This window comes from Actinopolyspora mortivallis DSM 44261 (assembly GCF_000384035.1).
GTDB lineage: Bacteria > Actinomycetota > Actinomycetes > Mycobacteriales > Pseudonocardiaceae > Actinopolyspora > Actinopolyspora mortivallis.
Map to the genome: position 1 here is coordinate 2,230,005 of NZ_KB913024.1, position 25,861 is coordinate 2,255,865.

Consider the following 25,861-nt stretch of genomic DNA (forward strand, 5'->3'; position numbering starts at 1 on the left):
CCGACCCGAGTCCACCGGTAACCACGAACACGGAGGTAATTGATCATGCCGTCAGGCGATCTGTTCAACGACCGGCTCGCATCGGTCGATCCCGATGTGGCCAACGCGGTCAACGCCGAGTTGCGCCGCCAGCAGAACACGCTGGAAATGATCGCCTCGGAGAACTTCGCACCGCAGGCGGTGCTGGAGGCCCAGGGGTCGGTACTGACCAACAAGTACGCCGAGGGCTATCCGGGCAAGCGCTACTACGGCGGTTGCGAACACGTCGACGTCGTCGAGCAGCTGGCCATCGACCGGGTCAAGGAACTCTTCGGCGCCGCCTACGCCAACGTGCAGCCGCACTCCGGCGCCCAGGCGAACGCCGCCGCCATGTTCGCCCTGCTCAAACCCGGCGACACCATCATGGGGCTGGACCTGGCCAACGGTGGGCACCTCACGCACGGGATGCGGATCAACTTCTCGGGCAAGCTCTACAACGTGGTGCCCTACCACGTCCGTGAGGACAACCACCTCGTCGACATGGACGAGGTCGCTCGGCTCGCCCGGGAGAACAGGCCGCAGCTGATCGTCGCGGGCTGGTCCGCCTACCCGCGTCAGCTCGACTTCAAGCGCTTCCGGGAGATCGCCGACGAGGTCGGGGCCTACCTCATGGTGGACATGGCCCACTTCGCCGGCCTCGTGGCCGCGGGGCTCCACCCCAACCCGGTTCCGCACGCCCACGTGGTGACCACCACCACGCACAAGACCCTGGGCGGCCCCCGTGCCGGTGTGATCCTGTCCTCCCAGGAGGAGCTCGGCAAGAAGTTCAACTCGGCCGTCTTCCCCGGCCAGCAGGGCGGGCCGCTGGAACACGTCATCGCGGGTAAGGCGGTGGCCTTCAAGATGGCCGCGGGTGAGGAGTTCGCCGACCGGCAGCGGCGCACCCTCGAAGGCGCCCGGATCGTCGCCGAGCGCCTGCAGCGGCCCGACATGGCCGCTGCCGGTGTGAAGATCGTCTCCGGCGGCACCGACGTGCACCTCGTGCTGGTGGACCTGCGGGACTCCGAGCTGAACGGTCAACAGGCCGAGGACCGGATGCACGAGATCGGAGTCACGCTCAACCGCAACGCGGTGCCGAACGATCCGCGCCCGCCGATGGTGACCTCGGGCCTGCGCATCGGAACCTCGGCGCTGGCCACCCGAGGGTTCGGCGCCGAGGACTTCACCGAGATCGCCGAGATCATCGCCACCGCCCTGCAGTCCGACTTCGACGAGGAGATCAGCAAGAAACTGCGTTCCCGGGTGGAGGCGCTGGCTGCCAAGCACCCGCTCTACCCCAACCTGTGAGGAAGTCACCGCTGTCGTGCCGCACCCCCGTGGGGGTGCGGCACTTTTTCCGTGACCGGCTCGTCCCCTCGGAAACCGGATCCGACAAAACACGGGGTCCGATCTTGTAGGTTCCGCGATCTTGTTGTTCGGCCGGTGGTCGGCGACCGTCGTCAGCATGACGAATCCGCTGGACGAACTGGTCACCAAGGCTCTCGACCGCCAGCCCCCCACCCGTGAGGAAGCCGCCCGGGTGCTCGGCACGGAGTTCGACGTTCTCGACGTCGTGGCCGCGGCCGCACGTGTGCGCAGGCACTTCTTCGGCAACCGGGTCAAGCTCAACACGATCATCAACATGAAGAGCGGGCTGTGTCCGGAGGACTGCACCTACTGCGCGCAGCGCCTCGGGGCCGACTCGGACATCCTCAAGTACTCGTGGGTCCCTCCCGAGGAGGCGGCCACGGCCGCCGACGCCGCGGCCACGGCCGGGGCCAAACGCATCTGCCTGGTGGCCAGCGGGCGCGGCCCGGGACAGCGCGACATCACCAGGATCAGCGACACCATCGAGGCCATCCGGGCCAAGCAGCCCGAGGTGGAGATCTGCGCCTGTCTCGGCCTGCTCTCCGAAGGGCAGGCGCAGCAGCTGCGTGGAGCGGGTGTCCACGCCTACAGCCACAACCTGAACACGAACGAACGACGTTACGGCGACATCTGCTCCACCCACACCTTCACCGACCGCGTGAGCACGGTGCGCGAGGCCACCTCCGCCGGACTGTCCCCCTGTTCCGGAGCCATCTTCGGCATGGGGGAGACCGACGAGGACGTGATCAGCCTGGCCTTCGAACTGCTGGAGCTCGATCCGGACTCCGTTCCGATCAACTTCCTGATCCCCATGGAGGGAACTCCGCTGGAGGGGCAGTGGGGGCTGACCCCGCAACGCTGTCTGCGCATCCTGGCGCTGTACCGGTTCTTCTTCCCCGACGTGGAGGTGCGTCTCGCCGGGGGCAGGGAGATCCATCTGCGGAACGTGCAGGCGCTGGCGCTGCACCTGGCGAACTCGATCTTCCTCGGGGACTATCTGACCAGCGAGGGGCAGACCGGTGACCAGGATCGTCAGCTGATCACCGACGCCGGCTTCGTCGTGGAGGGCACCGAGGAGACCACACTGCCGCCGGAACGGCACGACCTGGTGACCGTCCGCAGGCGCGGCGTGGGTACCGACCTCGCCCCCAACGTCTGAGCGGAAGTCCTGTGGGAGCCGTCGGGGGAAACGCCCGTCGGGCGGGACCTTCCGTCGGCCCCGGGGAAACCACCGCCCGTGGTGACCCCGGCCGCCCGAACACAGGGAACCGGGCCGACCGGCGGGCTCAGGCGGCCCGGTCGGTCCAGCTCCACCGACCCGCTCCGTCGACGGGTTCCTGTGGCTCCTCCTCGGTTCCGGGAACCTCCTCGGCGGCGGGGCGTGCCCGCCCGCCGGAACGGCGCCGCCACAACCAGACGCCCCCACCGCAGAGCAGCAGCACTCCCAGAGCGGTCCAGCCCGCTCCACCGAGTATGTGTTCGATGTACTTGGCGGAGGCCCCGGCCAGCCAACCGAGTGTCACGTGCAGCACGGACCAGGAGGTGGCTCCCACTAGGGAGGCGAGCAGGAACCGTCCGTAGCCGAGACCCCAGGCACCCGCGGCCGTGGGAGTCAGTGTGCGGACCACCGGCAGGAACCGTGCCACGAACACGGCCCCCACCCCGTAGCGCCGCAGTTGCGCCCCGGCACGGTCCCAGTGGCGCTGGCCCAGTTTGCGCACGGCCGCGCTCTCCCGAATCCGCCAGCCGTAACGCCGTCCGAGGAAGAAGCCGATGTTGTCCCCCAGGGCGGCGCACACGGCCACGCACGACGACAGGGTCAGGAAGAACCCGACGTCGGTGACGGCGGCCGAGGCGATCAGCAGACCGCTCTCCCCGGGAACGAAAAATCCGATGCCCAGCGTGCACTCGCCCAGCACCAAAGCACCGACCACCAGCACGAGAACTGGCCGGGGCAGTCCGGCGACGGCGGCGAGCAGATCACTGACAACAGACACACACACTCCTCGGACCGGCGACTTCCACCCACGCTATCGTGCGAGGACGATCGCACCAATCCGGAGTTCCCCGAGCTCCGGACCTCCGGGTGTCCGTACCACCGGCTTCAGCAGCTCTTCACCCAGGAACACTCGATCGGGGAATCGAAGGGGGCTTCCCCGCGCACCACCCCCTCGGGGCCACCGTCGCTCACGGAGCCCTCCTCCGGTCGCCGCTGTCCCGGGGGACTTCCGTGCGTGGCCAGTCGCACCGCCAGGGCGTCCTGCACGTCCCGGGGCGGGGTCCCGAGGAAGTCGTTGAACACCACGGAGAAGACCAGTTCACGCCCCGTGCTGGTGTGCACGTAACCGGAGAGGGCACTCACCCCCGTCATCGAACCGGTCTTCGCCGTCACGTTCCCCTCGGCAGCGGTTCCCACCATCCGTCCCCGCAGAGTCCCCCCGACCATCCGTTCGGAGAGCCCCGCCACGGGCAGGGCGGAGCGCCAGCGGTCGAACCACGGCTGCTCGCGTACGACGTCGAGCAACCGCGCGAGTTGCCCCGGACTCATCGTGTTCAGCGTGGAAAGACCCGACCCGTCGACCAGCCGGTAACCTCGCGGGTCGAGTCCCAGCTCCGCCAGTTCCCGTCGGAGAACCCGAAGACCGGCGCGCCAGCTCCCCTCCCCGGCGACCCGCTGGCCCATCGTCTTGACCAGTGTCTCCGCGTGGCCGTTGTTACTCAGTTTCAGAAACGGCACCAACAGCCGCCCCAACGGCATGGACCGGTGTTCGGCCAGGACGCGCGCGTGCTCGGGGACACGGGAGGTGTCCGTCCTTCCCCGGACGGACACGCCGTGGCGCTCCAGCGCGCTGTGGAACACGTCCAGCGCGTAGCGGGTGGGGTCGGGCACGCTGCGGAAGAAACGACGTGGCCGGGCCGTCGAGGACATTCCGCCGGAGACGACCACCCTGTTGCTTCCGTGCTCCCGGTGGACGGAGACCCCGGAAGCGTCCCCGGTGGTGGTCCGAGCCCGGTTCACGACCCGGATCGCCGCCGTCTCGGGGACGGTGCTCACGCGCACCGGTTGTCCCGGGGCCGCCGGACGGACCCGGACCATCACGGATCCGGCGTCGTAGTCGGTGTCGGGGGCCACGGTCAGTGCCGAGACCGGGGCGGCGTAGTGGTAGGGCTCGTCCACCGCCATCCACCCGTTGGCCAGTTCGGGGTCGTCGAACCGGGTGTCGTCGGCGAGCAGGTCACCGTCGACCACCTCGACGCCCGCTTCGGCGACCTGCTCGGCCAGACGTCGGTAGTCGCGGGCGAGCATGCTCGGATCACCGGTTCCGCGCAGGTACAGATCCCCGGCCAGCACGGGACCACGGCGTTCGCCGGTGGCCAGCACCCGCGTGTGGAAACGGAACCCGGTTCCGAGGACGCGCAGCGCCGCCACCGAGGTGAGCAGCTTGGCGTTGGAGGCCGGGGTCATGCGCCGGTGCGGGTGCTTGGAGTACAGCGTCCGGCCGGTTTCGGGGTCCCGGACCACCACGCCCACCGTGGCTCCGTCCAGGCGGGGGTCCTCCAGTATCCCGTCCAGGTCGGTCCGCAGCTCGTGCGGATCGTCCTCCCGGGCGGCGGCGCCGGTGGTCAACGGCACCATCACGAGGAACCCGATCAGCAAAGCCACCGCGCGTCGCACGCTCTCCGCCTCCGAGACTCCGGCCACGAAACCGACACGGTCGGACACCTTCCGTACCGGATCAAGGAAGCACAGCGCGCGTCCGTGGTCAACGCGGTTGCTCCTTCGGTGTGTCCCGCGAGGCGGGCGGCCCGGCGCGGCACCGGCCGCGGCGGGCGTTCGCCGGGAGTTCCGCTCAGGCCAGTGCGATCGAGCCCGCCATCACCAGCAGGGCCCCGCCGCAGCAGCGTTCGAAGGCCTGCTTGCGCCTGGGGGCGGCCAGGAAGGCAGACAGCCAGCCGACCGAGGGCACCACGATCAGCCACCACGTGGCGAACAGGGAGACCGCCACCGCGCTGAGCATCATCGCCTGCGGCATGGGATCCCCCGCGGGGTCCATCGCCTGTGGAAGCAGGGTGAGGAAGGTCAGCAGCACCTTCGGGTTGAGCACGTCGACGAGCACTCCACGGAAGAACACGGCACGCCGCGAGGTCGGGGCGGGCGCGGACTCCTCCCCCGCCGTTCCCGATCCCGCGTGACGCAGGATCTGCACTCCCATGAAGGCCAGGTATCCCACCCCCAGCACCTTGACCACGATCAACGCGCCGGGCACCGCCATCACGAGCGCGGAGAGCCCGGCCGTGGCCGCGCTCGCGTGCACGAGCAGCCCGCAGGTGACCCCGGCAGCGGCGAACCACCCCCATCGCGCCCCACTGGCGGCGTTTCTCGTGACCAGCACGAAGTCAGGTCCCGGAACCAGGATGAGCACCAGCAGAGCGAGCAGGAACGAACCCCAGGCGATGTGCACGCCAACTCCTCCACATCGGATCGTTCGATCTTCGACGGACATCGCAATAGTGGAGCAGAAGTTCGACTTGAATCCAGTTACAACGTATATTGTTCGGTTATGAGCACCAACGCAGAACTGGATTCGGTCGACTGGCGGATTCTCGAAGAGTTGCAGAACGACGCGACACTGCCCAACAGGACCCTGGCCGAACGGGTGGGCCTGGCGGCTTCGAGCTGTCTGCAACGAGTACGCAGACTGCGGGAACAGGGGGTGATCACCGGATCACACATCGACGTGGACCCGGCCGCCACGGGGCTGACCCTGGAGGCCGTGGTGTCCATCAACGTACGGCCGCACACCCGGGCCGTGGTGGACTCCTTCCGCGAGTTCGTGATGGCCCAGCCCGAAACGCGGTCGTTGCTGCACGTCAGCGGTCAGGCGGACTTCCTGCTGCACGTCGCGGTGGCCGACAGCGCCCACCTACAGAGTTTCCTGGTGGACAAGCTCTCCGCCCGGACCGAGGTACGCCACTTCACCACCTCGGTGGTACTCGAACAGGTCCACACCCGTGCGTTGACTCCGCCGCGCGCCCCCCGGCCCGCACGCAGACGCGGATGACAGTTCCGGTCACGCGGGGCGACGGGGAGAACCGGAGTCGTTCCGGGCGGGGCGAAAACACACCCCGGCAGGACGGGCCGGGAACACGGCGAGAAACACCGTGGTCCGAACGATGTTCGCCCGGTTGTCCGTCCTCGTGGCCGGTCACGCGCCCTGACCCGGAACGTGCCGAACGAAATTCAGTCCTCCACCCGCAGCAGGCCCTCCTGCACGACGGTGGCGATCAACGAACCGTCCCTGGAGAAGAAGTTCCCGGTGGCCAGACCGCGGGCTCCCGAGGCGCTGGGGGAACTGCAGTCGTACAGGAACCACTCGTCGGCGCGGAAACGACGATGGAACCACATGGCGTGGTCGAGGCTGGCCCCGTGAACCCGGTCGATCCCCCAGTACACCCCGTGCCGCACGAGGACCGAGTCCAACAGGGTCAGGTCCGAGGCGTAGGCGAGCAGACAGACGTGCAGCAGTTCGTCGTCGGGCAGCTCCCCGTCGGCCCGCATCCAGACCCGGCTGCGCGCGTCCCGTGGGCCGTCCTTCCTGCTCGACCAGGGGGGTTCGGTGACGTGTCGTATGTCGATGGGACGCGGCAGGTTCGCCAGTCCACCCACCTCGTCGGCCATGTCCCCGATGCGCTCCCCGTAGGTGGGCAGGCTCTCGGGGGCGGGAACCTCGGGCATGGGCTCGGAGTGGTCCATGCCCCGTTCCTCGATCTGGAAGGAGGCCGACAGCGAGAATATGGGTTTTCCGTGCTGCACCGCGACCACGCGCCGGGTGGTGAACGAACGGCCGTCCCTGGTGCGGTCCACCTCGTAGACGATCGGAACGCTCGGATCGCCGGGGCGCAGGAAGTAGGCGTGCAGCGAGTGCACCCTGCGGTCGTCCGGAACGGTTCTGCCGGCCGCGACGAGTGCCTGACCCGCCACCTGCCCGCCGAACACCCGCACGGGGGATTCGGCGGGGCTGACGCCCCGGAAGATGTTCTCCTCGATGGGTTCGAGATCCAGTAACGCGACCAACCTGTCCAGCACGGGCTGTCCGTGCGGCATACCGCTGGCGTCGACCGGAACGGACGCCTGGCCGCTGGTACCTGCCGGGTCCGCGGCCGCGTCCCGTGCCGCTCGGGTCACTTCGGGCTCCTCGTGTCGGCGATCGGTGGGTCCTCCCACGGGGCACGGAGTGCCGGAGCACGGTGCGCCGTGCACCGCGGCACTCCGGTTCCGTGACACTCCGGGGAGGTCAGACGTGGTCCTCCTCACCGAGACGGTGCACCCGGACCAGGTTCGTCGAGCCCACCGTTCCGGGTGGGGATCCCGCGACGATGACCACGGTGTCACCGGTCTCCGAACGTCCCAGTGACAGCATCGCCTGGTCCACCTGGCGCACCATCTGGTCGGTGGTTTCCACACTAGGCACCAGGAACGTCTCCGTCCCCCAAGTGAGAGCGAGCTGACTCCGCACGGACTCCTCGGGGGTGAAGGCGAACAGGGGCAACTTGGTGTGCAGCCGGGCCAGTCGACGCACGGTGTCCCCGGACTGGGTGAACGCCACCAGGGCCTTGGCACTGAGACGCTCCCCGATGTCCCGGGCCGCGTAGGAGATCACGCCGCGCTTGGTGCGCGGCACGTGGCTGAGCTCCGGGGGTTCCGAGGAGCCGGCCTCCACCGCCTCGACGATGCGTGCCATCGTCTCCACGGTTTCCACCGGGTAGTCTCCGATGCTGGTCTCGCCGGAGAGCATCACCGCGTCCGTGCCGTCCAACACAGCGTTGGCCACATCGGAGGTCTCCGCCCGGGTAGGACGGGGGTTCCCGATCATGGAGTCGAGCATCTGGGTGGCCACGATCACCGGCTTGGCGTTCTCCCGGGCGATGTTGATCGCCCGTTTCTGCACCAGCGGCACGTGTTCCAGCGGAAGCTCCACCCCGAGGTCCCCCCGGGCCACCATCACCCCGTCGAAGGCGAGCACGATGGCTTCGAGATTGTCCACCGCCTCGGGCTTCTCCAGCTTGGCGATCACCGGAGCCCGACGCCCGACCCGGTCCATGACCTGGTGCACGATGTCGATGTCGGCCGGAGTCCGCACGAAGGACAGCGCCACGAAGTCCACGCCCATCTCCAGCGCGAACTCCAGGTCCTCGACGTCCTTGGACGACATGGCCGGCACGGAGACGTCCATCCCCGGAAGCGAGATCCCCTTGTGGTCGGACACGGGGCCGCCCTCGACGACCTCGCAGACCACGTCGGTCTCCTCCACGGCGGTGACGGTCAACCCGACCTTCCCGTCGTCGACGAGAATACGGTCGCCCACCCTGGCGTCGCCGATCAACCCCTCGTAGGTGGTGGAGACGCGGTCGTGAGTTCCCGTCACGTCCTCCACCGTGATACGCACCGTCTCACCGGTGCTCCACTCGACCCCGCCCTCGGCGAAGGTCCCCAGCCTGATCTTCGGCCCCTGCAGGTCGGCGAGAATCCCCACCGCACGCCCGGACTCCGCCGCCGCGGTCCGGACCATGTCGTAAACCTGGCGATGATCCTCGTGGCTACCGTGACTGAAGTTCAGCCGAGCGACGTTCATCCCGGAGCTGACGAGCGCACTCACCTTCTCCGGGGTGGCGGTTGCTGGCCCCATAGTACAAACGATCTTGGCTCGTCGACTCACGATGTCACAGCCTAATCCGTACTATCGCGCGCGCAGTACGCCACCGTCGGCGTTGTCCACGTCCCGAGAGGCCACAGTGCTGGATCCTTTCAGTAGTCGCCTGCACCGCACGCTCTTCGTCGTGTGCTGCCTGGCCAGCATGGTGATACTTTTCACTCCTTCGAGCGGAGTCCCGGCGGCGCCGCCGGGAACGGACAAGCTGGTTCACCTCACGCTCTTCCTCGCGCTGACCACCACCGGCCGCTTGGCCGGTCTGCCCGGTCCCGTGCTGGTTCCGGCGCTGGTCGCCTACGCCCCGCTGTCCGAGCTGCTGCAGGCCGTCCTGCCGGTGAACCGCCACGGCGACCCCGCGGACGTCGCGATGGACCTCGTCGGTGTGCTGCTCGCGCACATGCTCCCACCGACGGGCGAGCACCGCAGAAGGAGCGATCTTCGTCGCAGGTCAAAGCCTCACGAAGCGAGCGAGATCCACGGTTTTCGCGGGTGAGTCGCGTTATTCTCGGCTGCGTGGACTCCACCGCACGGGCTCGCTCGCGTACCGCCGGAGGCAATCTCCCGGCGGAGGTCACGAGCTTCGTCGGCAGACGGCGCGAGATCACGCTCACCAAACGCCTGCTGGCCGACTCCCGGATCGTGACCCTCACCGGTCCGGGTGGTATCGGCAAGAGTCGACTCGCGTTGCGCGTGGCCACGAACATGCGCAGGTCCTTCCGCGACAAGGTCTGGCTGGTGGAACTGGGGGATCTCGACGACCCGGACCTGCTCGCGGCCACGGTGGTGGACCAGCTGAACATCCCCGAGTCCTCCGGCGGCACCGAACTCGACGACCTCGTCGGCTACTTCCGGGAACGGGAAACCCTGTTGGTGCTGGACAACTGTGAACACCTCGTCGAGGCCTGCGCCCGTCTGGTGGACACCCTGGTCAGTTCCTGCCCCGGCGTACGGGTGCTGGCCACCAGCAGGCAGTCCCTCGGCACGGTGGGTGAGAGCACCCTGGTCGTCCCCCCGTTACAGGCACCGGACCCGGAACAGCTGCCCGCTCCGGAGGCCTACGAGCAGTACGCCTCCGTACGGCTGTTCGCCGAACGCGCCCGTGCCGTGGTTCCGGAGTTCGAGGTGACTCCGGACAACGCCCCGGTGCTGATGCGACTGTGCCAACGGCTGGACGGCAACCCGCTGGCCATCGAACTCGCCGTAGTCCGGCTTCGCAGCCTGTCCCCGGAACAGCTGGAGGAACGACTCCACGAGCGTTACGAACTGCTCAGCTCCGGGCGCCGTGGCGCGCCCCGACGCCAACAGTCCCTGCGAGCCCTGATCGACTGGAGTTACGAGCTGTGCACCGAACAGGACCGCAGGGCCTGGGCCCGTCTTTCGGTGTTCGCGGGCAGCTTCGACCTGGAGGCAGCCGAGTACGTGCTCGGGGAGGCGACGCAGGGCAACACCGCCACGCTGATCCACTCCCTGGTGGACAAGTCGATCCTGCTGCGCGAGTCGGGCGAGGGACCCAGCCGTTATCGACTGTCACACGCGCTGCGCGAGTACGGACTGGAGAAGCTCGGCGCGGCCGGAGAACGGGCGGAGACCGAAACCCGACACCACCGGTGGTACGCGAGCATGGTGGAACGCTTCTCCGCCGAGTGGCTCGGCGACGACCAGGTCGGGTGGGTACGGCGGCTCCGGGCGGAGCAGGCGAACCTGCGTGCCGCGCTGCACCTGGCCAGCGCCCCCGACCGGGCGAACGCGGAGCCGGAGGGGGCGCTCCGGTTGGCCATGGGACTGGGACGCTACTGGCAGCTGCGCGGGCTGCACGCGGAAGCCAGGCACTGGCTCGACCGGACGCTGGCGTTGACCGCCACGGAACACGCCCGGGATCACCGGGCGCTGGCACTGGCGATGAGCGCGTGGTTCACCCTGCTGCACGGGGACGTCTCCGGGGCACGACGTTCCCTCGACACCGCCCTGACCACGCTCGGCAACGAGCACGCCCCGCTGGAACGCGCCCATCTCACCCAGGTCTACGGCATGGCGGCGTTGTTCGACCGCGACGCGGAGTCCGCACCCCGCCTGCTGGAGAACGCGCTGAACGTCTTCCGGAACCACCGGGACCCCCAGGGTGAGCTGTTCGCCCTGATCGGACTGGGGCTGGCCCGGGCCCTCGGCGGGCACGGACGCGCGGGAACCGACCTGCTCGACGAGGCCCTGGCGATCACCACGGGACGTGGGGAGCTCTACTGGCGCTCCTGGACACTGTGGGCACTGGGTTACCTCAAGATCCTGTCCGGGGAACCGGAACGGGCCGACTCCGCGCTCAAGGAGGCGCTCACCCTGCAGCGTCGCCTGGGCAACCTGTTGGCCATCGCCTTCACCATGGACACCATGGCCTGGGCCGCCCACGACCTCGGCAACCACAAACGCGCCGCCTACCTGTTCGGCGCCGCCGGCGGGGCCTGGGAGTCCGCCGGCTCCACCCCGAACCTCTACACCGCCTTCGCCGGGCAGCACCGCGACCATCTGCTCGCCACGAAACGGGAACTCGGCGCCGAGGACTACAACGACGCCTTCGACCGCGGCTACCGGTGGTCCTCCGAGACCGCGTTGAACTACGCGCTGGACATCAAACAACGCGGCCGCGGATCGAACAGGGACAACGTGCACCCGATGCCGCTGACCAACCGGGAGCACGAGATCGCCCGGCTGGTCGCCCAGGGACGTACGAACAAGGAGATAGCCGACCTGCTGGTCATAGCCCTGAGAACCGTGGAGGGCCACGTCCAGCACATTCTCACGAAACTCGACTTCACCTCACGGGCCCAGATCGCCGGTTGGGTCGCGGGACAGCAGTCCGAACAGTCCTGACCCCGCCGCGACCTCCCTCCGCCCCGGAGGGAAGCAGGATGTCCCCACGGCGCGTTACGCCTCGGGAGAGGACTCCAGCAGCGCCAGTGTCCCGTGCAGCGACTCGGCGACCAGTTCCCTGGCGGCCTCCTCCGCCCGTGCGCTGTTCCCCTCACCGATGCACCGTGCGATCTCCCCGTGCAGGTCGACGGCCATCGGTTCCGGGTGGGCGGGCATCAGTCCCTGCTCGGTCCTCCAGCGCAGCACCTCCCGGACCACCTCGTGCAGCTGGGCGAACATCTCGTTGCCGGAGGCGCTCAGCACCAGGGAGTGGAAGGCCACGTCGGCTTCCAGGAACCCCTCCAGGTCGCCTTCCACGGCGAGCTCGCGCATCCGCCCCGCGAGTCGGGTGAGTTCCTCGACCTGACCGGTCTCGGCGCGGTGTGCCGCCGCTCCCGCCGCCACCGGTTCCACCGCGGTGCGCAACTCCACCAGGGTCCTGACCTGGTTGGTTCGGTCCACCTCCAGCAGCCATCGGATCAGCGTCGGGTCGAAGGTGTTCCACTCGGCGCGCGGGCGGACCACGATGCCGATCCGTTGACGCCCCACCACCAGTCGGATCGAGGCGAGCGTGCGCACCACTTCGCGCACCACGCTGCGCGAGATACCGAAACGCTGCTCAAGATCCTCGACGCGCAGCACACTGCCGGGTGGATGGACACCGGCACTGATCTCCCGCCCCAGAACGTCGACGATCTTTCCGTGCAGTCCTCCGCTCAAGCTGGCTCCGTTCGCCGCCGCGCTCCTCCCGCCCGGGTCGGGCCCGAACGGAAGATGTCGGTCGCACGGCACGTGCATCTTCCGGGCGCCCAGAATAGTCACTCCGTCCGTGGCGACCGGCCGACACGTCACCCAGGCAGAGCGGATCACTGCGCGGCGGAGCACAGCCGATCCGGAGGTATACTCGTCGGTCGGCCCTGTCGGCGGGATCGCGGTGTTGGCCCTGAAACCGCCGCCCCGCACTTGGCGTAGCCGTCCTGTCCCAACGCTCTTGACCGCACGAGGTGGAGTCGTGTCCGACACCCGAGCCGATCGGGAACTTGACCACACCGACAGCGTCGCTGCCGAGCAGCAGTACGTCTCGATGCTCTACGACAAGCTCGACGAGCTGCGTCGGTACAACAGCAGGCGTCTCGCCGAAACCCTCCGGGAGACCGGGGGGACCCCCCAGGCGCGCACCGAACGCGATATTTCCACCAGGATGCACATCGACAAGCTGTCCCAACTGAGCGCGGTGGAGAACGGGCTGTGCTTCGGCAGGCTCGACCTGGACAGCGGGGAACGTTTCCACATCGGCAGGCTCGGTCTGTTCGACGAGGAGAACGAGTACACGCCGCTGCTCATCGACTGGCGCGCCCCGGCCGCCCGCCCGTTCTACCTCGCCACGGCCGCCTCCAGGGACGGGGTCGTACGTCGCAGGCACATCCGCACCACACGCCGCACGGTCACGGGGCTGGAGGACGAGGTCCTCGACCTGGACTCGGCCGAGCAGAGCAGTCACCTCGGCCTGGCCGGGGAGGCCACGCTGCTGGCGGCGCTGGACGAACGCCGGACCGGAAGGATGGGCGACATCGTCGCCACCATCCAGGCGGAGCAGGACCGGATCATCCGCAGCGGCATGAACGGCGTGCTGGTGGTGCAGGGCGGTCCGGGAACCGGCAAGACGGCGGTGGCGCTGCACCGGGCGGCCTACCTGCTCTACACCTACCGGCAACAGCTGACCAAGCGCGGCGTGCTCGTGGTCGGTCCGAACGCGACCTTCCTGCGCTACATCGGACAGGTGTTGCCCTCCCTCGGCGAAACCGGGGTGCTGCTGTCCACCGTCGGCGAGCTGTATCCGGGGGTGGTGGCCACCGGCTCGGAGTCCGCCGAGGCGGCCGAACTCAAGGGACGGGCCGAGATGGTCTCGGTGCTGCACAAGGCGGTACGGGACCTGCAACAGGTTCCCCGTGACCACATCGAGGTGACCTTCGACCGGGAACCGCTCTCCATCGACAAGAGCACCTGCAGCCAGGCACGAACCAAGGCGCGCAAGTCACGCAAACCGCACAACGAGGCTCGTAAGATCTTCCGGCGCGAGATGTTCTCGGCGCTGGCGCTTCAGGTGGCCGACCGCTTCGGGCGGGACCTGCTGGACCAGCGCGACCTCGACGACATAGCTTCCGAGCTGCGCGCCGACCCGGAGGTGTGCGCGGCCCTGGAGAGGCTGTGGCCGGAGACCGACCCGCCCACGGTCCTGGACTCGCTGCTCTCCTCCCCGGAGATGCTGCGCAAGGCGGCACGCAAGTACTTCGACGAACAGCAGCGCGCGACCCTGCTGCGCGAACCCGGATCGGCCTGGACTCCCTCGGACGCGCCGCTGCTCGACGAACTCGCCGAGCTGCTGGGCGAGGACGACACGGAGCACCGCCAGGAACAGCTTCGGCAGGAACGCGAGGAACTCGCCTACGCCGAGGGCGTGCTGCACATCATGGAACAGGACGAGGAGATCATCGACCCGGAGCGGCTGCGGGTCTCCGACGTGCTCGACGCCGACCTGCTGGCGCAGCGCCACCGCACGGACAGCGACCTGACGGCCGCCGAGCGGGCCGCCGGGGACCGCACCTGGACCTTCGGACACGTGATCGTCGACGAGGCCCAGGAACTGTCGGCCATGGCCTGGCGGGTGCTGATGCGCCGCTGCCCGAGCCGGTCCATGACCGTCGTCGGTGACATCGCCCAGACCGGGTCCGCGGCGGGAACCGCCTCGTGGCACGAGGTGCTCTCCCCGTACGTGGCACGGCGCTGGCGGTTGGAGGAACTGACGATCAACTACCGGACCCCGTCCGAGATCATGGCCCTGGCCGCGCCGCTGCTGTCCGAGATGGACGTGGACGTCTCGGTGCCCACCTCGGTCCGCAGCACGGGAGTTCCACCGTACGGAGTCCGGGTCTCCGAGGAGGAACTGGCCGCCCGCGCCGCCGAGACCGTCGCCGACGAGCTGGAGGCGGTCGACGGTGGCAGGGTGGCCGTGCTCCTGCCCCCCGGCAGGCTCTCCGAGGTCGGCCCCCCGGTCCGGGAACGGCTCCCCGAGGCGACGGTGGGCCCCCAGCCCGAGGGGTTGGAGACCCCCGTGACGGTGCTGACGGTCGAGCAGGCGAAGGGACTCGAGTTCGACAGCGTCGTCGTGGTCGATCCGGCCGGTTTCCTGGAGGAGTCACAGCGCGGCATCAACGACGTCTACGTGGCGCTGACCAGGAGCACCACCAGACTCGCCGTGGTGCACACCGGTGATCTGCCCGAACCGTTGGGCGGGCTCGAACTCTGAGAGCGCTGGCGTACCGTTCCTGAGGGTGTTCGCCCGGGGAGACGGCGAACACCGCCGGGGCTGCGACACGCTCCGACCACAGCGAATGGTATCTTCGCTGTTCAGATGCCTGCTGCCCGGTTCCGGGCAGTCCAGGAGGTGTCGTGCGAGCGAAATCCGGTGTGACTCCGGTGCTGTCTCCGCAACTGTGAAGTCCGGCGGCGCCCGCAGCGGTGGGCGTGTTCCACCGGACCAAGCCAGGTCGCCTCGTACGACGTCGATGACCGCACACTCCCGGTGTAGGAGTGCGGGGTCGGCCGGTCGTGCGGCGGGCTCCGCACCGCACCGGCCGAACCCGAGGACACCATGAGTCGGACGATCGGACTTCGCCGCGGTGCGGCTCTGCTGCTGACCGTGTTCGCGCTGCTCGTTCCAGTCACGTCGTGCGCGAGCCGGTCCCCCTCCGGCCAACAGCCCCCCTCCACCGACGACCCGGCCGCTGCTTTTCCCGTACGGATCGAGCTGTCCGGGCAGGATCCGGTCACCCTTCCGGAACAACCCAAACGGATCGTCTCGCTCAGTCCCACGGCGACCGAGGTGCTCTACGCCATCGGAGCCGGTGACCAGGTGGTGGCCGTGGACGAGAACTCGGACTACCCGCCGCGTGCCCCACGCGAGGACTTCTCGGCGTTGAACGTCAACGCGGGCGCCGTCTCCGAGTACGACCCTGATCTGGTGATCGCCCAGGCGGGCGGTGCGGACTCACTGGCCGCCGAACTCCGGGAGGTCGACGTCCCCGTCCTGCTCACCCCCTCCGCCGAGAACCTCCGGGACGCCTACGAACAGATCAGGACGCTGGGCAAGGCCACCGGCCACGGCGAGGGCGCCGACGACACCGTGGAACGGATGCGCTCCGAGCTGGACGAACTGGCCCGGAAGACACCCCGGCCGGAGGAGGGCACGACCTACTACCACGAGGTGGGACCGAACCACTACGCCGCCTCCTCGACGAGTTTCGTCGGCAGCGTCTACGAGAAGTTCGGGCTGACCGACAGCATCGCCGACTCGGCCGAGGGGAAGTTCCCCAAGCTCTCCGAGGAGGAGATCCTGCGGGCCGACCCGGACATGATCTTCCTCGCCGACACCGAGGCGGGGGTGACCGCGGACAAGGTCGCCGAACGGCCCGGCTGGGACAGCCTGACGGCGGTGCGCCGGGGACGGGTCCACGAACTGGATGACGACACCGCCAGCCGATGGGGACCGCGTGTGGTGGAGTTCGCGCGCGACGTCAGCGAGGCGATCCGCTCCGCGCGGGAGGACTGACTCGCCGGATGAGCGGCTCTTCCTCCACCACCGGCCTCGCCCGCGCACCCGCCTCCTCCCCTCGGCGGGAACACCTCGGCACCCTGCGCCCGACCCACGTGCTCCACGGAGTGGTCGCGCTCGTGGGCGTGAGCCTGTTCTCCGTGCTACTCGGCGCCGCCGACCTGGGATGGCACCGTGTGCTCGCCGAGATCGGCGCCCAGGTCACCGGCGGGGTCTCCCCCCTGTCGGAGCGGGAGGCCGCGATCCTGTGGCAGCTTCGCGTCCCCAGAGTGGTGCTCGCGGCCCTGGTCGGTGGGGCGTTGGCGATCTCGGGGGCCGCCTTCCAGGGGGTGTTCCGCAACCCCCTGGCCGAGCCGTACCTGCTCGGCGCGGCGGCGGGAGCCGGGTTGAGCGTGACCGTCATGGCCGTCACGGTCCCCCAGATCGGACTCGGAACCACCGGAGTCACCCAACTGGCCGCCTTCGGCGGGGCACTCGGCGGTGTGCTGCTCACCTGGCTGATCGGGCGTTCGGCGGGACCGGAGACGGCCACGCTGGTCCTGGCCGGGGTGGCGGTGGGGGCCTTCCTCACGGCGGCCCAGACCTTCGTCCAACAGCTGCGCGTGGAGTCCCTGCAACGCGTGTACATGTGGATCCTCGGCGATCTGGGCACGGCGGGGTGGGGCGACGTGCTCGTGGTGCTGCCCACGCTGCTGCCCGCGCTGGTGGTGTTGTGCGCCTGTGGGAGGCTGCTCGACCTGCTCGGCGTCGGCGACGAGGAAGCGGCCACCCTCGGGATCCGTCCGGGACGGGTACGGGCCCTGGTGCTGGCTGCGGCCTCGCTGGCCACGGCGGCCGCTGTCTCGGTGTCCGGACTGATCGGTTTCGTGGGGCTGGTGGTTCCGCACCTGGTGCGGCTCACCTCGGGAGGCAGTTACCGGGTGATCGTGCCGCTGTCGGTGCTGTTCGGCGCAAGCTTCCTCGTCGCGGCCGACACGCTGGCGCGCACCCTCATGGCCCCCGCCGAGCTGCCGATCGGGGTGGTGACCGCGTTCACCGGCGCCCCGTTCTTCGCCTTCCTGCTGCGCACGAACCGAGCCCGTTGACGAGGACCGAAGGAGGACCCGGGTGGTGCGAGACCGGATCGGTACGGGGGTGAGCGCATGAGCGAGGTGACCGTGTCCGGGCTCACCGCCGGATACCGGGACCGCACGGTGCTCTCCGGGGTGTCGACCAGGGTGGGGTCCGGAAGCTGGCTCGGAGTGATCGGACCGAACGGGGCGGGGAAGTCCACGCTGATCAAGGCGGTGTTGGGACTGGTCAAACACACGGGAAGAGTGAGTGTGGACGGCCGTGACGTCGCCGCTCTGGGACATCGTGAGCGGGCCAGACTGCTCGGTTACGCCCCACAGCTTCCCCAGCTGCCCATCGGGTTGACCGTCACCGACTACGTGCTGCTCGGCCGCACCCCGTACACGGGCGTTCTCGCCCGGGAGAGCGCACGGGACCGCATCGCGGTGGCGGAGGTGCTCGAACGGCTGGATCTCACCCGTCTGGCCGACCGCGGCCTGCACGCCCTGTCCGGCGGGGAACGCCAGCGTGCCGTGCTGGCCAGGGCTCTGGTACAGGGCACCGGGGTCCTGCTGCTCGACGAGCCGACCACGGGCCTGGACGTCGGTCACGCCCAGGCGCTGCTGGACCTGGTCGACCAGCTGCGGCGGGAGCGGGGCACCACGGTCGTGAGCACACTGCACGACCTGACGCTGGCGGCCCAGTACTCCGACCGGCTGTTGCTGCTGGACGGAGGCGGTGTCCACGCGGAGGGCCCGCCCGAGCACGTGCTCACCAGTGCCACGCTGGCCGAGCACTACTCCGCCCGGGTCTGTCTGCTGACCGCACCGGACGGTTCCCCGGCGGTCGTTCCCGTACGTACGGCGCCAGGCACCGCGGGGTGAGCGGACGACCGTCGGGCCGCCTCAGCCCGAGCGACCCTCGGAGTCCCCGTGTGCCTCGTCCCGTCCGGAGGGGTTGCCGTCGTGGGCCCCGGCGGAGTCCGCACCGCTCCCGTTCTCCCCGTCGGAGGAGTCGGCACCCCGCGCCCGGCGGGAGTCGCCGGCGGCACCGTAGTCCGGATCGCCGGGCAGCGGTCGGCCCCACAGGAGCTCGGGGGACTCCCTGCCTCGCCGGACGAGCACCAGATAGGCCACCGCCAGCAGGAACACCAGCGCGGCCACGTAGACGTTGACCCTGATGCCGAGGTCGAACGGTGTGGAGGCCGGATCGGTGCGCATCATCTCGATCCAGAAACGCCCGGCGGTGTATCCGGCCACGTAGAGCGCGAACACCCTGCCGTGCCCCATCTGGAAGCGGCGGTCGGCCCAGACGACCAAGGCCGCCACCAGCAGGTTCCACAGCAGCTCGTACAGGAAGGTGGGGTGCACGACCTCCACGGGAACGTGGTTGACGGCCGTACCGGTGACCGGATCCGGCACCCGTCGGTAGATCTCCAGGCCCCAGGGCAGGTCGGTCGGAGAACCGTAGAGTTCCTGGTTGAAGTAGTTGCCCAGCCTGCCGATGGCCTGGGCGGTGACCAGACCGGGAGCCACGGCGTCGGCGAAGGCGGGCAGCGGGACACCACGGCGACGGCAGCCGATCCAGGCGCCGACGGCCCCCAGGGCCACGGCTCCCCAGATCCCCAGACCGCCCTGCCAGATCTGGAATATTCCCCACCAGGGATTGGGGCTGTCGGGCCCGAAATAGCGCCAGTAGTCGGTGACGACGTGGTAGAGCCTGCCGCCCACCAGACCGAACGGGACCGCGAAGACGGCGATGTCGGTGACCGCCCCCTTGCGTCCCCCACGTGCCACCCACCGTCGCTCCGCCCAGACGATCGCGACGATGATCCCGGCGATGATGCACAGCGCGTAGGCGCGGATGGGTACCGGGCCGAGAAACCACACCCCCCGGTCGGGACTGGGGATGTTGGCCAGGTGGGTGATCGCCGATTGCGGCAGAGCGACAGTCACGTGCCCACGGTAACGGGCTCCGGAAACGTGCCCGCCGGGGGCTCCGGATCATCCACCGGCGGGTTCCGGGGAGGCGGTTCGCACTCCCCTGCCGAGTTCCCCCGCGAAGGCACACACCCCGTCCTGCCCCTCCCGCTCGGCACGGGTGACGAAGGCCGAACCCACGATCACGCCGTCGGCGAAGGAGGCGACCTCGGCCGCGTGCTCGGCGGTTCGCACCCCGAGCCCGACCCCGATCGGCAGCTCCGTGTGCGCGCGGGTGCGCCGCACCAGCTCCCGCGCCGAGTCGGACACCGACTCCCTGGCGCCGGTCACGCCCATCACCGAGGCGGCGTAGAGGAACCCCGTACCGGCCGAGGCGGTCAGCGCCAGCCGGTGTTCCGTGGAGGAGGGAGCGACGAGGAAGATCCGGTCGAGCCGGTGCTCCTCCGAGGCCTCCATCCACTCCCCGGCCTCCTCGGGAACCAGGTCGGGGGTGATCAACCCCGCCCCTCCGGCGGCACGCAGGTCGCGGGCGAAGGCGTCCGGACCGTAACGGTGGATCGGGTTCCAGTAGCTCATCACCACGGGAACCGCCCCGCTCGCGGCCACCGCCGAGACCACGTCGAACAGCTGTCGCACGCGGAAACCGTTCCGCAGCGCCCGCTCGGCGGCGGACTGGATCGTGGAGCCGTCCATCACGGGGTCGGAGTAGGGCAGCCCCACTTCGACGATGTCGCACCCCGGGGTGTGCCCGTCGCCCCGGACCATGGCCTCGAACAACCCGACGCTCTCGGACACGGTGGGGAATCCGGCGGGCAGATAGCCGATCAGGGCGGAGCGTCGCTGTTCGGCGCAGTTGCGGAACACCTCTTGCAGGCTCACTGCTGGTCCTCTCCCGTGATCCCGGCCTCGGGAACGAGACCGAAGTAGTGCGCGGCGGTGTCCATGTCCTTGTCCCCGCGTCCGGAGACGTTCACCACGAGCACGGCCTCCGGACCGAGTTCGGTGCCCACCCGCAGGGCAGCGGCCAGGGCGTGGGCGGACTCGACGGCGGGAATGATCCCCTCCGTTCGGGAGAGCAACCGGAAGGCCTCCATGGCCTCCTCGTCGGTGACCGCCCGGTACTCCGCGCGGCCGCTGTCGGCCAGCCAGGCGTGTTCGGGCCCCACCCCGGGGTAGTCCAGGCCCGCCGAGATCGAGTAGGCCTCGGCGATCTGACCGTCCTCGTCCTGGAGCAGGTAGGAGCGGGCCCCGTGCAGGGTTCCCGGGCTTCCGCTGGTGAGGGCGGCACCGTGTTCGCCGCTGTCCAGACCGTGCCCTCCGGCCTCGGCACCGATCAGCCGCACCCCCGGATCGTCGATGAACCCGTGGAAGATCCCGATCGCGTTGGATCCCCCACCCACACAGGCCAGCACCGCGTCGGGCAGTCCTCCGGTGCGTTCGAGCACCTGCTGCCGGGCCTCCGTCCCGATCACCCGGTGCAGGTTGCGGACCAGCAGGGGGAAGGGATGGGCTCCCGCCGCGGTTCCCAGCAGGTAGTGCGTGTCGGCGACGTTGGTGACCCAGTCCCGCAGCGCCTCGTTGATGGCGTCCTTGAGCGTGGCCGAGCCGGTGCTCACCGGACGCACCTCCGCGCCGAGCAGGCGCATACGGGCGACGTTGAGCGCCTGACGTCGGGTGTCGGTGGCTCCCATGTAGATGACGCAGTCCAGGTCCAGCAGGGCACAGGCCGTTGCCGTGGCGACGCCGTGCTGACCCGCTCCGGTCTCGGCGATCACCCGACGCTTGCCCATGCGCTTGACCAGCAGGGCCTGTCCGAGCACGTTGTTGATCTTGTGGGAACCGGTGTGGTTGAGATCCTCCCGTTTGAGCAGCACCCGGGCCCCACCGGCGTGGGCGGAGAACCGTTCGGCCTCGGTCAACGGAGAGGGACGCCCGGCGTAGTCCCGCAGCAGCCGGTCGAGTTCGGCCACGAACTCCGGGTCGCGGCGGGCCTTGTCGTACTCCGCGGCCAGCTCGTCCTGGGCGGCGATGAGCGCCTCGGGCATGAACCGGCCCCCGTAGGGGCCGAAGTGCCCTCCCTCGTCGGGGTCGTGACTGCCCGAGTCGGGAGAACCGAGCTCGTCCGGGTCGGCGGCCCCACCAAGATCACGTGCTGTCATCCGGTCTCCTATCCGCGACTCGGCCGGGGGCAGGCGGGATGCGATCCCGCCGTAACCAACTGCGTCAGAGCCGCTCGTGGATCGTCGCTGCTGACGAGCCCCTCACCGACCAGCACGGCGTCCGCTCCCGACCCTGCGTAGGCCATCAGGTCACTGGGGCCGCGCACCCCCGACTCGGCCACCTTGAGCACGTCGACGGGCAGCCCCGGAGCTATCCGCCCGAAAACCTCCCGGTCCACCTCCAGGGTGTGCAGGTTCCGCGCGTTGACCCCGATGATCTTCCCGCCGGCTTCGAGGGCACGGTCCGCCTCCTCGGCGTTGTGCACCTCCACCAGAGCCGCCATACCGAGCGACTCGACGCGGTCCAGCAGCGCCTCCAGCGCGTTCTGTTCCAGAGCGGCCACGATGAGCAGCACCATGTCCGCTCCGTGTGCCCTGGCCTCGTGCACCTGGTAAGGGCTGATGATGAAGTCCTTGCGCAGGATCGGCGCGCTCACCCGCGCCCGCACCGCGTCCAGGTCGGCCAGGGAGCCGCCGAAACGGCGTTGTTCGGTGAGCACGCTGATCACCCGCGCGCCCGCCTCCTGGTACTGCGCCGCCAGGTCCGCGGGTTCGGCGATGTCGGCCAGCTCCCCCTTGGAAGGACTGCGCCGCTTGACCTCGGCGATCACGCCGACGCCCGGTTCGTGCAACGCCGCCCACACGTCCTTCGGCGGCTGTGCCGCGGAGGAACGCTGCTTGATCTCCTCGAACGGCACCGCCGCCTCGCGGGCGGCCAGATCCTTGCGCACATCCTCGATGATCGTGTCCAGAACGCTCACGCGGGCACCTCGCCTAGGGCCGGCCGGACACTTGTTCGCAGGTGGCAATACGCGCGGATCGTCTCATCGCGCTCGATCACGACACTCCCCTTCCCCGCCGTGCCGGTCGCGTTCCCGATGCTAACCCCGATCGGTGTGAAACCCGCCGCAGGGGGCGGAATAACGTCCCAGCGCACCAAGGACCTAAGTCCCTGGTGTTCATCGCGTTCCCTCGTTCGGCGGCCGTGGGATCCCCTCCGTGGCGGAGTCGGTCCCCCCGCCCGAGCGGGGCCGGGGAGGCCCGGCGGCGGGCGAACCCACCGTTTCCGGTGGCCGAGTTCAGTCCCGAGGCGGCTCGCCCGTTCCGGCGTCCCCGTCGATCGTGGGATCCCGCCCCTCGTCGAGGTCCTCCCAGGCACGCAGCTGCGGATCGCGGGTCTGTCCGCCCTGTCGCGGGGCGGAGTACCTCGCCCCCATGGCGGGCATCCGACGAGCGGCCACCAGCACGAGCAGCCCGCACACCAGCAGGACCACGGCGGAGGCCCCCATCAGCGCGGGCCCGAAGAGGGACACCTCCTCCACGGCCAGTGGCCGACTGCCCGGCGGAGTGCCCGGTATCTCCGCGACTCCCCGGGGACCGTCGGCCCAGTCGAACAGCCGCCAGCCCAGCAATACGGCCTCGGCGACCACGACCAGCCCGATCAGCCTGCGCAGTATCCCGCCCGTGGCAAGCACGGCCGCTATCGCCGCGAGGGTGGCCAGCGCCAGCGGGGAGAGCTCGCCGCGTACCACGGACCCACTCACCTCGGCCACCGACTCCCCGGAGAACGGGGTGTCGTAGCGCTGGCGCAGCCAGACGAGCGAACCGGCCGCCCACAGGCCCACCGCGGAGGCGAGGATCCCGATCACGCACACGGCCAGCAGGCCGCCTCTGCGGGGGCGTGGTTCCCCCGTGGCTTCCCCGGTCACACCGACCTCGCCTTCCCGTCCCGCGGAACCCCGTCGGCCGGTTCGGGGGCGGACTCCGCCGCGACCGTTTCAGTCCCCCCGGACACCGTGGTCGGACTCCGCAGGGTCTGTGCCGTGGCCACCGCGTTGAGCACCGTCATGGCCTTGTTCAGGCACTCGCGGTCCTCGGCCTCCGGGTCGGAGTCGGCGACGACCCCCCCACCGGCCTGGACGTGGGCCGTTCCGTTCCGCAGCAGAGCGGTACGGATCGTTATCGCGGTGTCGGCGTTCCCCGCGAAATCCAGATACCCCACCACGCCCCCGTACTGGGCGCGGCGCACGGGTTCCAGTTCCTCGATCAGTTGCAGGGCACGTGGCTTCGGGGCCCCGGAGAGCGTTCCCGCCGGGAAGCAGGCCCGCACCGCGTCGAAGGCGCTCCGCCCCTCGGCGAGGGTGCCCGAGACCGAGGAGACGATGTGCATGACGTGGCTGTAGCGCTCCACCCGGAAGAACTCCACCGGGTGCACCGATCCGGGACGACACACACGTCCCAGGTCGTTACGGGCCAGGTCGACGAGCATCAGGTGCTCGGCACGTTCCTTCTCGTCGTTGATGAGTTCCTTCTCCAGGGCGACGTCCTCGTCCTCGTCGACCCCCCGCCACCGGGTTCCCGCGATCGGGTAGGTCGTGGCCTGCCCGTCCCGGACCCGCACCAGCGACTCCGGGCTGGAACCGACGATGTCGAACGGCTCCCCGCCGGCGGGGTCGGGCAGCCGCAGCAGGTACATGTACGGGCTCGGATTGGTGGTCCGCAGAATGCGGTAGATGTCGAGCCCCGGCACCTCGGTGGGCATCTCGAAACGCTGCGAGACCACCACCTGGAAGGCCTCGCCCGCCTGAATCGCCTCCTTGGCACGCAGCACCGCCCGCTGGTGTTCCTCGGAGGAACGGTACCGCGAGAAACGCGGCTCGGTTCGGGAGAAGGCGGCGACGGTGGAGGGGCTGGGCTCGTGCAGCCTCGCGGTCATCCGGTCGAGACGCCGAACGGCGTCGTCGTAGGCGGCGTCCACGCGCTCCGGGCTGTCGTCCCAGTTGACGGCGTTGGCGATCAGGGTGATCATTCCCTCGTGGTGGTCCAGCGCCGCCAGGTCCGTGGCGAACAGCATGACCATCTCCGGAAGCCGTAGGTCGTCCTCGGTGAGCTCCGGGATCCGTTCGAAGCGACGCACCACGTCGTAGCCGAGGTATCCGACCATCCCCCCCGTCAACGGGGGCATTCCCGGAAGCGGGTCGGTGTGCAGCAGACGCAGCGTCTCCCGCAGAGTGTCCAACGGGTCCCCCTCGGTGGGAACGCCGACCGGGGGTTGTCCCATCCAGTGGGTCCGACCGTCACGCACCGTCAGCGCGGCCGCGCTGTGTACCCCCACGAAGGACCAGCGGGACCAGGAACGCCCGTTCTCGGCCGACTCGAACAGGAAGGTTCCCGACTCGTCCCGGGCGAGCTTGCGATAGACACCGAGCGGTGTCTCGTCGTCCGCGAGCAGACGCCGCACCACGGGGATCACTCTGCGTCCCCGCGCCAGTTCACGGAACTCGGCCTGGCAGGGACTGATAGTGCCGATGTCACCGTCGCCGACCATGACCGCCATTGTTGCAGGCCGCCCGCGGTGGGCTCGCGACTAACCCCGGCATTGCGTCCCCTGCCCACACCGGTGAGGATGTCCTCCGTGCGGCACGAGGATCACCGGAGCACGGGAGGGAACCGGCGCAGAGGGCGGCGGGCGGGCGGGGACGAAACCAGACGGGCACTGCTCACCGCGGCCCGTACGGCGTTCGCCGAGAACGGCTACGACGGGGCCACGGTGCGGGACATCGCGCGCAGGGCCGGGGTGGATCCGGCGATGGTCCGACACTGGTTCGGCGGCAAGGAACGGCTGTTCACCGCGGCCGTGTCCCTGCCCCTGGAACCGGCCCGCCTCCTTCCCGACCTGTTGGACGGTCCCCGTGAACGGCTCGGCGAGCGCGTGCTGGGCACCTTCCTGCGAACCTGGGACGAGGCGGGGGGAGGTGAGTTCACCGCACTGGTGCGCAGCGTCTCCGACCGGGAGGAGGCGGGACGGATGCTGCGGGAGTTCCTCACCAGCACCCTGTTGGAGCCGTTGCTCCGGGAACTGCGGGCGGACCGGACCGGCCTGCGTGCCGCGCTGTGCGCCTCACAGCTGGTCGGGCTGGGAATGATCCGCTACGTGATCAGACTCTCCCCGCTCGACGAGGCCGACGTGGAGACGGTCACCCGCACGATGGCCCCCACCGTGCAGCACTATCTCACCGGGGACCTGGAGAACCGCTGAGA

General features: G+C 69.6%; 22 protein-coding genes. 10 read left to right on the top strand and 12 right to left on the bottom strand.

Annotated features, from left to right (window positions below; all coding sequences use genetic code 11):
- Positions 1 to 45 precede the first annotated feature (45 nt).
- Both glyA and bioB read left to right on the top strand, forming a co-directional pair.
- Positions 46 to 1,326, top strand: a complete 1,281-nt coding sequence (glyA, locus tag ACTMO_RS0110575) for a serine hydroxymethyltransferase (RefSeq protein ID WP_019854663.1) — start codon at positions 46 to 48, stop codon at positions 1,324 to 1,326.
- Positions 1,327 to 1,483: 157 nt separating this feature from the next.
- Complete coding sequence (gene bioB / locus ACTMO_RS0110580; protein ID WP_026449081.1) at positions 1,484 to 2,545, top strand: biotin synthase BioB; 1,062 nt, start codon at positions 1,484 to 1,486, stop codon at positions 2,543 to 2,545.
- Between the two features lie 127 nt (positions 2,546 to 2,672).
- Here bioB and ACTMO_RS0110585 read toward each other — a convergent pair whose 3' ends face one another.
- From ACTMO_RS0110585 to ACTMO_RS0110595, 3 genes are all read right to left on the bottom strand, one after another.
- Positions 2,673 to 3,383: a DedA family protein gene (locus ACTMO_RS0110585; protein ID WP_019854665.1), complete on the bottom strand. Its 711-nt coding sequence runs from the start codon at positions 3,381 to 3,383 to the stop codon at positions 2,673 to 2,675.
- A 107-nt stretch (positions 3,384 to 3,490) separates the two neighbouring features.
- The gene (gene dacB, locus ACTMO_RS0110590; RefSeq protein WP_019854666.1) at positions 3,491 to 5,110 is read right to left on the bottom strand and encodes a D-alanyl-D-alanine carboxypeptidase/D-alanyl-D-alanine endopeptidase; all 1,620 of its coding nucleotides are present in this window, start codon (positions 5,108 to 5,110) and stop codon (positions 3,491 to 3,493) included.
- A gap of 127 nt (positions 5,111 to 5,237) precedes the next feature.
- Positions 5,238 to 5,849 carry a LysE family translocator gene (locus tag ACTMO_RS0110595; protein ID WP_019854667.1) on the bottom strand — a complete coding sequence of 204 codons (612 nt, stop codon included), beginning with the start codon at positions 5,847 to 5,849 and terminating at the stop codon, positions 5,238 to 5,240.
- 99 nt (positions 5,850 to 5,948) lie between these two features.
- Between ACTMO_RS0110595 and ACTMO_RS0110600 the strand changes: the two genes are divergently transcribed.
- Positions 5,949 to 6,449 (top strand): Lrp/AsnC family transcriptional regulator, encoded by a 501-nt coding sequence (locus ACTMO_RS0110600; protein ID WP_019854668.1) that lies wholly within the window; start codon positions 5,949 to 5,951, stop codon positions 6,447 to 6,449.
- A 179-nt stretch (positions 6,450 to 6,628) separates the two neighbouring features.
- Here the strand turns inward: ACTMO_RS0110600 and tesB are convergent, their stop codons facing one another.
- Entirely contained in the window at positions 6,629 to 7,573 is a 945-nt protein-coding gene (gene tesB / locus ACTMO_RS0110605; protein WP_019854669.1) for an acyl-CoA thioesterase II, read from the bottom strand.
- A gap of 109 nt (positions 7,574 to 7,682) precedes the next feature.
- Entirely contained in the window at positions 7,683 to 9,104 is a 1,422-nt protein-coding gene (gene pyk, locus ACTMO_RS0110610) for a pyruvate kinase (RefSeq protein WP_084792104.1), read from the bottom strand.
- 76 nt (positions 9,105 to 9,180) lie between these two features.
- Between pyk and ACTMO_RS0110615 the strand changes: the two genes are divergently transcribed.
- Complete coding sequence (locus tag ACTMO_RS0110615; protein ID WP_019854671.1) at positions 9,181 to 9,591, top strand: VanZ family protein; 411 nt, start codon at positions 9,181 to 9,183, stop codon at positions 9,589 to 9,591.
- On the top strand, positions 9,588 to 11,960 hold the full coding sequence (locus tag ACTMO_RS0110620; protein ID WP_245556122.1) for a LuxR C-terminal-related transcriptional regulator: 2,373 nt from the start codon (positions 9,588 to 9,590) through the stop codon (positions 11,958 to 11,960). Before ACTMO_RS0110615 ends, ACTMO_RS0110620 begins: the two co-directional genes overlap by 4 nt.
- Positions 11,961 to 12,014: 54 nt before the next feature.
- Here the strand turns inward: ACTMO_RS0110620 and ACTMO_RS0110625 are convergent, their stop codons facing one another.
- The gene (locus tag ACTMO_RS0110625; protein WP_019854673.1) at positions 12,015 to 12,791 is read right to left on the bottom strand and encodes a FadR/GntR family transcriptional regulator; all 777 of its coding nucleotides are present in this window, start codon (positions 12,789 to 12,791) and stop codon (positions 12,015 to 12,017) included.
- A gap of 220 nt (positions 12,792 to 13,011) precedes the next feature.
- Between ACTMO_RS0110625 and ACTMO_RS0110630 the strand changes: the two genes are divergently transcribed.
- From ACTMO_RS0110630 to ACTMO_RS0110645, 4 genes are all read left to right on the top strand, one after another.
- The gene (locus tag ACTMO_RS0110630) at positions 13,012 to 15,306 is read left to right on the top strand and encodes a HelD family protein (protein WP_019854674.1); all 2,295 of its coding nucleotides are present in this window, start codon (positions 13,012 to 13,014) and stop codon (positions 15,304 to 15,306) included.
- Between the two features lie 345 nt (positions 15,307 to 15,651).
- Positions 15,652 to 16,608, top strand: coding sequence for an ABC transporter substrate-binding protein (locus ACTMO_RS0110635; protein WP_019854675.1), 957 nt, complete (start codon positions 15,652 to 15,654; stop codon positions 16,606 to 16,608).
- A gap of 8 nt (positions 16,609 to 16,616) precedes the next feature.
- The gene (locus ACTMO_RS0110640; protein WP_019854676.1) at positions 16,617 to 17,696 is read left to right on the top strand and encodes a FecCD family ABC transporter permease; all 1,080 of its coding nucleotides are present in this window, start codon (positions 16,617 to 16,619) and stop codon (positions 17,694 to 17,696) included.
- Positions 17,697 to 17,753: 57 nt separating this feature from the next.
- Entirely contained in the window at positions 17,754 to 18,545 is a 792-nt protein-coding gene (locus ACTMO_RS0110645; RefSeq protein ID WP_019854677.1) for an ABC transporter ATP-binding protein, read from the top strand.
- 21 nt (positions 18,546 to 18,566) lie between these two features.
- On the opposite strand, the gene lgt is transcribed toward ACTMO_RS0110645, so the two are convergent.
- From lgt to ACTMO_RS0110675, 6 genes are all read right to left on the bottom strand, one after another.
- Positions 18,567 to 19,616, bottom strand: a complete 1,050-nt coding sequence (gene lgt / locus ACTMO_RS0110650; RefSeq protein ID WP_019854678.1) for a prolipoprotein diacylglyceryl transferase — start codon at positions 19,614 to 19,616, stop codon at positions 18,567 to 18,569.
- 48 nt (positions 19,617 to 19,664) lie between these two features.
- Entirely contained in the window at positions 19,665 to 20,480 is an 816-nt protein-coding gene (gene trpA, locus ACTMO_RS0110655) for a tryptophan synthase subunit alpha (RefSeq protein WP_019854679.1), read from the bottom strand.
- Positions 20,477 to 21,760, bottom strand: coding sequence for a tryptophan synthase subunit beta (trpB, locus tag ACTMO_RS20920; protein WP_019854680.1), 1,284 nt, complete (start codon positions 21,758 to 21,760; stop codon positions 20,477 to 20,479). The genes trpA and trpB overlap by 4 nt, the downstream gene beginning before the upstream one ends.
- Positions 21,761 to 21,768: 8 nt before the next feature.
- Complete coding sequence (gene trpC, locus ACTMO_RS0110665) at positions 21,769 to 22,581, bottom strand: indole-3-glycerol phosphate synthase TrpC (RefSeq protein ID WP_019854681.1); 813 nt, start codon at positions 22,579 to 22,581, stop codon at positions 21,769 to 21,771.
- A 318-nt stretch (positions 22,582 to 22,899) separates the two neighbouring features.
- Positions 22,900 to 23,529, bottom strand: coding sequence for a Trp biosynthesis-associated membrane protein (locus tag ACTMO_RS0110670; RefSeq protein WP_019854682.1), 630 nt, complete (start codon positions 23,527 to 23,529; stop codon positions 22,900 to 22,902).
- Entirely contained in the window at positions 23,526 to 25,157 is a 1,632-nt protein-coding gene (locus ACTMO_RS0110675) for an anthranilate synthase component I (RefSeq protein WP_019854683.1), read from the bottom strand. The genes ACTMO_RS0110670 and ACTMO_RS0110675 overlap by 4 nt, the downstream gene beginning before the upstream one ends.
- Positions 25,158 to 25,226: 69 nt before the next feature.
- Between ACTMO_RS0110675 and ACTMO_RS0110680 the strand changes: the two genes are divergently transcribed.
- On the top strand, positions 25,227 to 25,859 hold the full coding sequence (locus ACTMO_RS0110680; protein ID WP_019854684.1) for a TetR/AcrR family transcriptional regulator: 633 nt from the start codon (positions 25,227 to 25,229) through the stop codon (positions 25,857 to 25,859).
- Positions 25,860 to 25,861 lie beyond the last annotated feature (2 nt).

Bases quoted from the DNA above. Each gene is read 5' to 3' on its own strand.
- bioB (WP_026449081.1), top strand. From the start codon at position 1,484: ATGACGAATCCGCTGGACGAACTGGTCACCAAGGCTCTCGACCGCCAG.
- ACTMO_RS0110645 (WP_019854677.1), top strand. From the start codon at position 17,754: ATGAGCGAGGTGACCGTGTCCGGGCTCACCGCCGGATACCGGGACCGC.
- ACTMO_RS0110680 (WP_019854684.1), top strand. From the start codon at position 25,227: ATGTCCTCCGTGCGGCACGAGGATCACCGGAGCACGGGAGGGAACCGG.
- ACTMO_RS0110635 (WP_019854675.1), top strand. From the start codon at position 15,652: ATGAGTCGGACGATCGGACTTCGCCGCGGTGCGGCTCTGCTGCTGACC.
- glyA (WP_019854663.1), top strand. From the start codon at position 46: ATGCCGTCAGGCGATCTGTTCAACGACCGGCTCGCATCGGTCGATCCC.
- ACTMO_RS0110600 (WP_019854668.1), top strand. From the start codon at position 5,949: ATGAGCACCAACGCAGAACTGGATTCGGTCGACTGGCGGATTCTCGAA.
- trpB (WP_019854680.1), bottom strand. From the start codon at position 21,760: ATGACAGCACGTGATCTTGGTGGGGCCGCCGACCCGGACGAGCTCGGT.
- ACTMO_RS0110675 (WP_019854683.1), bottom strand. From the start codon at position 25,157: ATGGCGGTCATGGTCGGCGACGGTGACATCGGCACTATCAGTCCCTGC.
- ACTMO_RS0110640 (WP_019854676.1), top strand. From the start codon at position 16,617: ATGAGCGGCTCTTCCTCCACCACCGGCCTCGCCCGCGCACCCGCCTCC.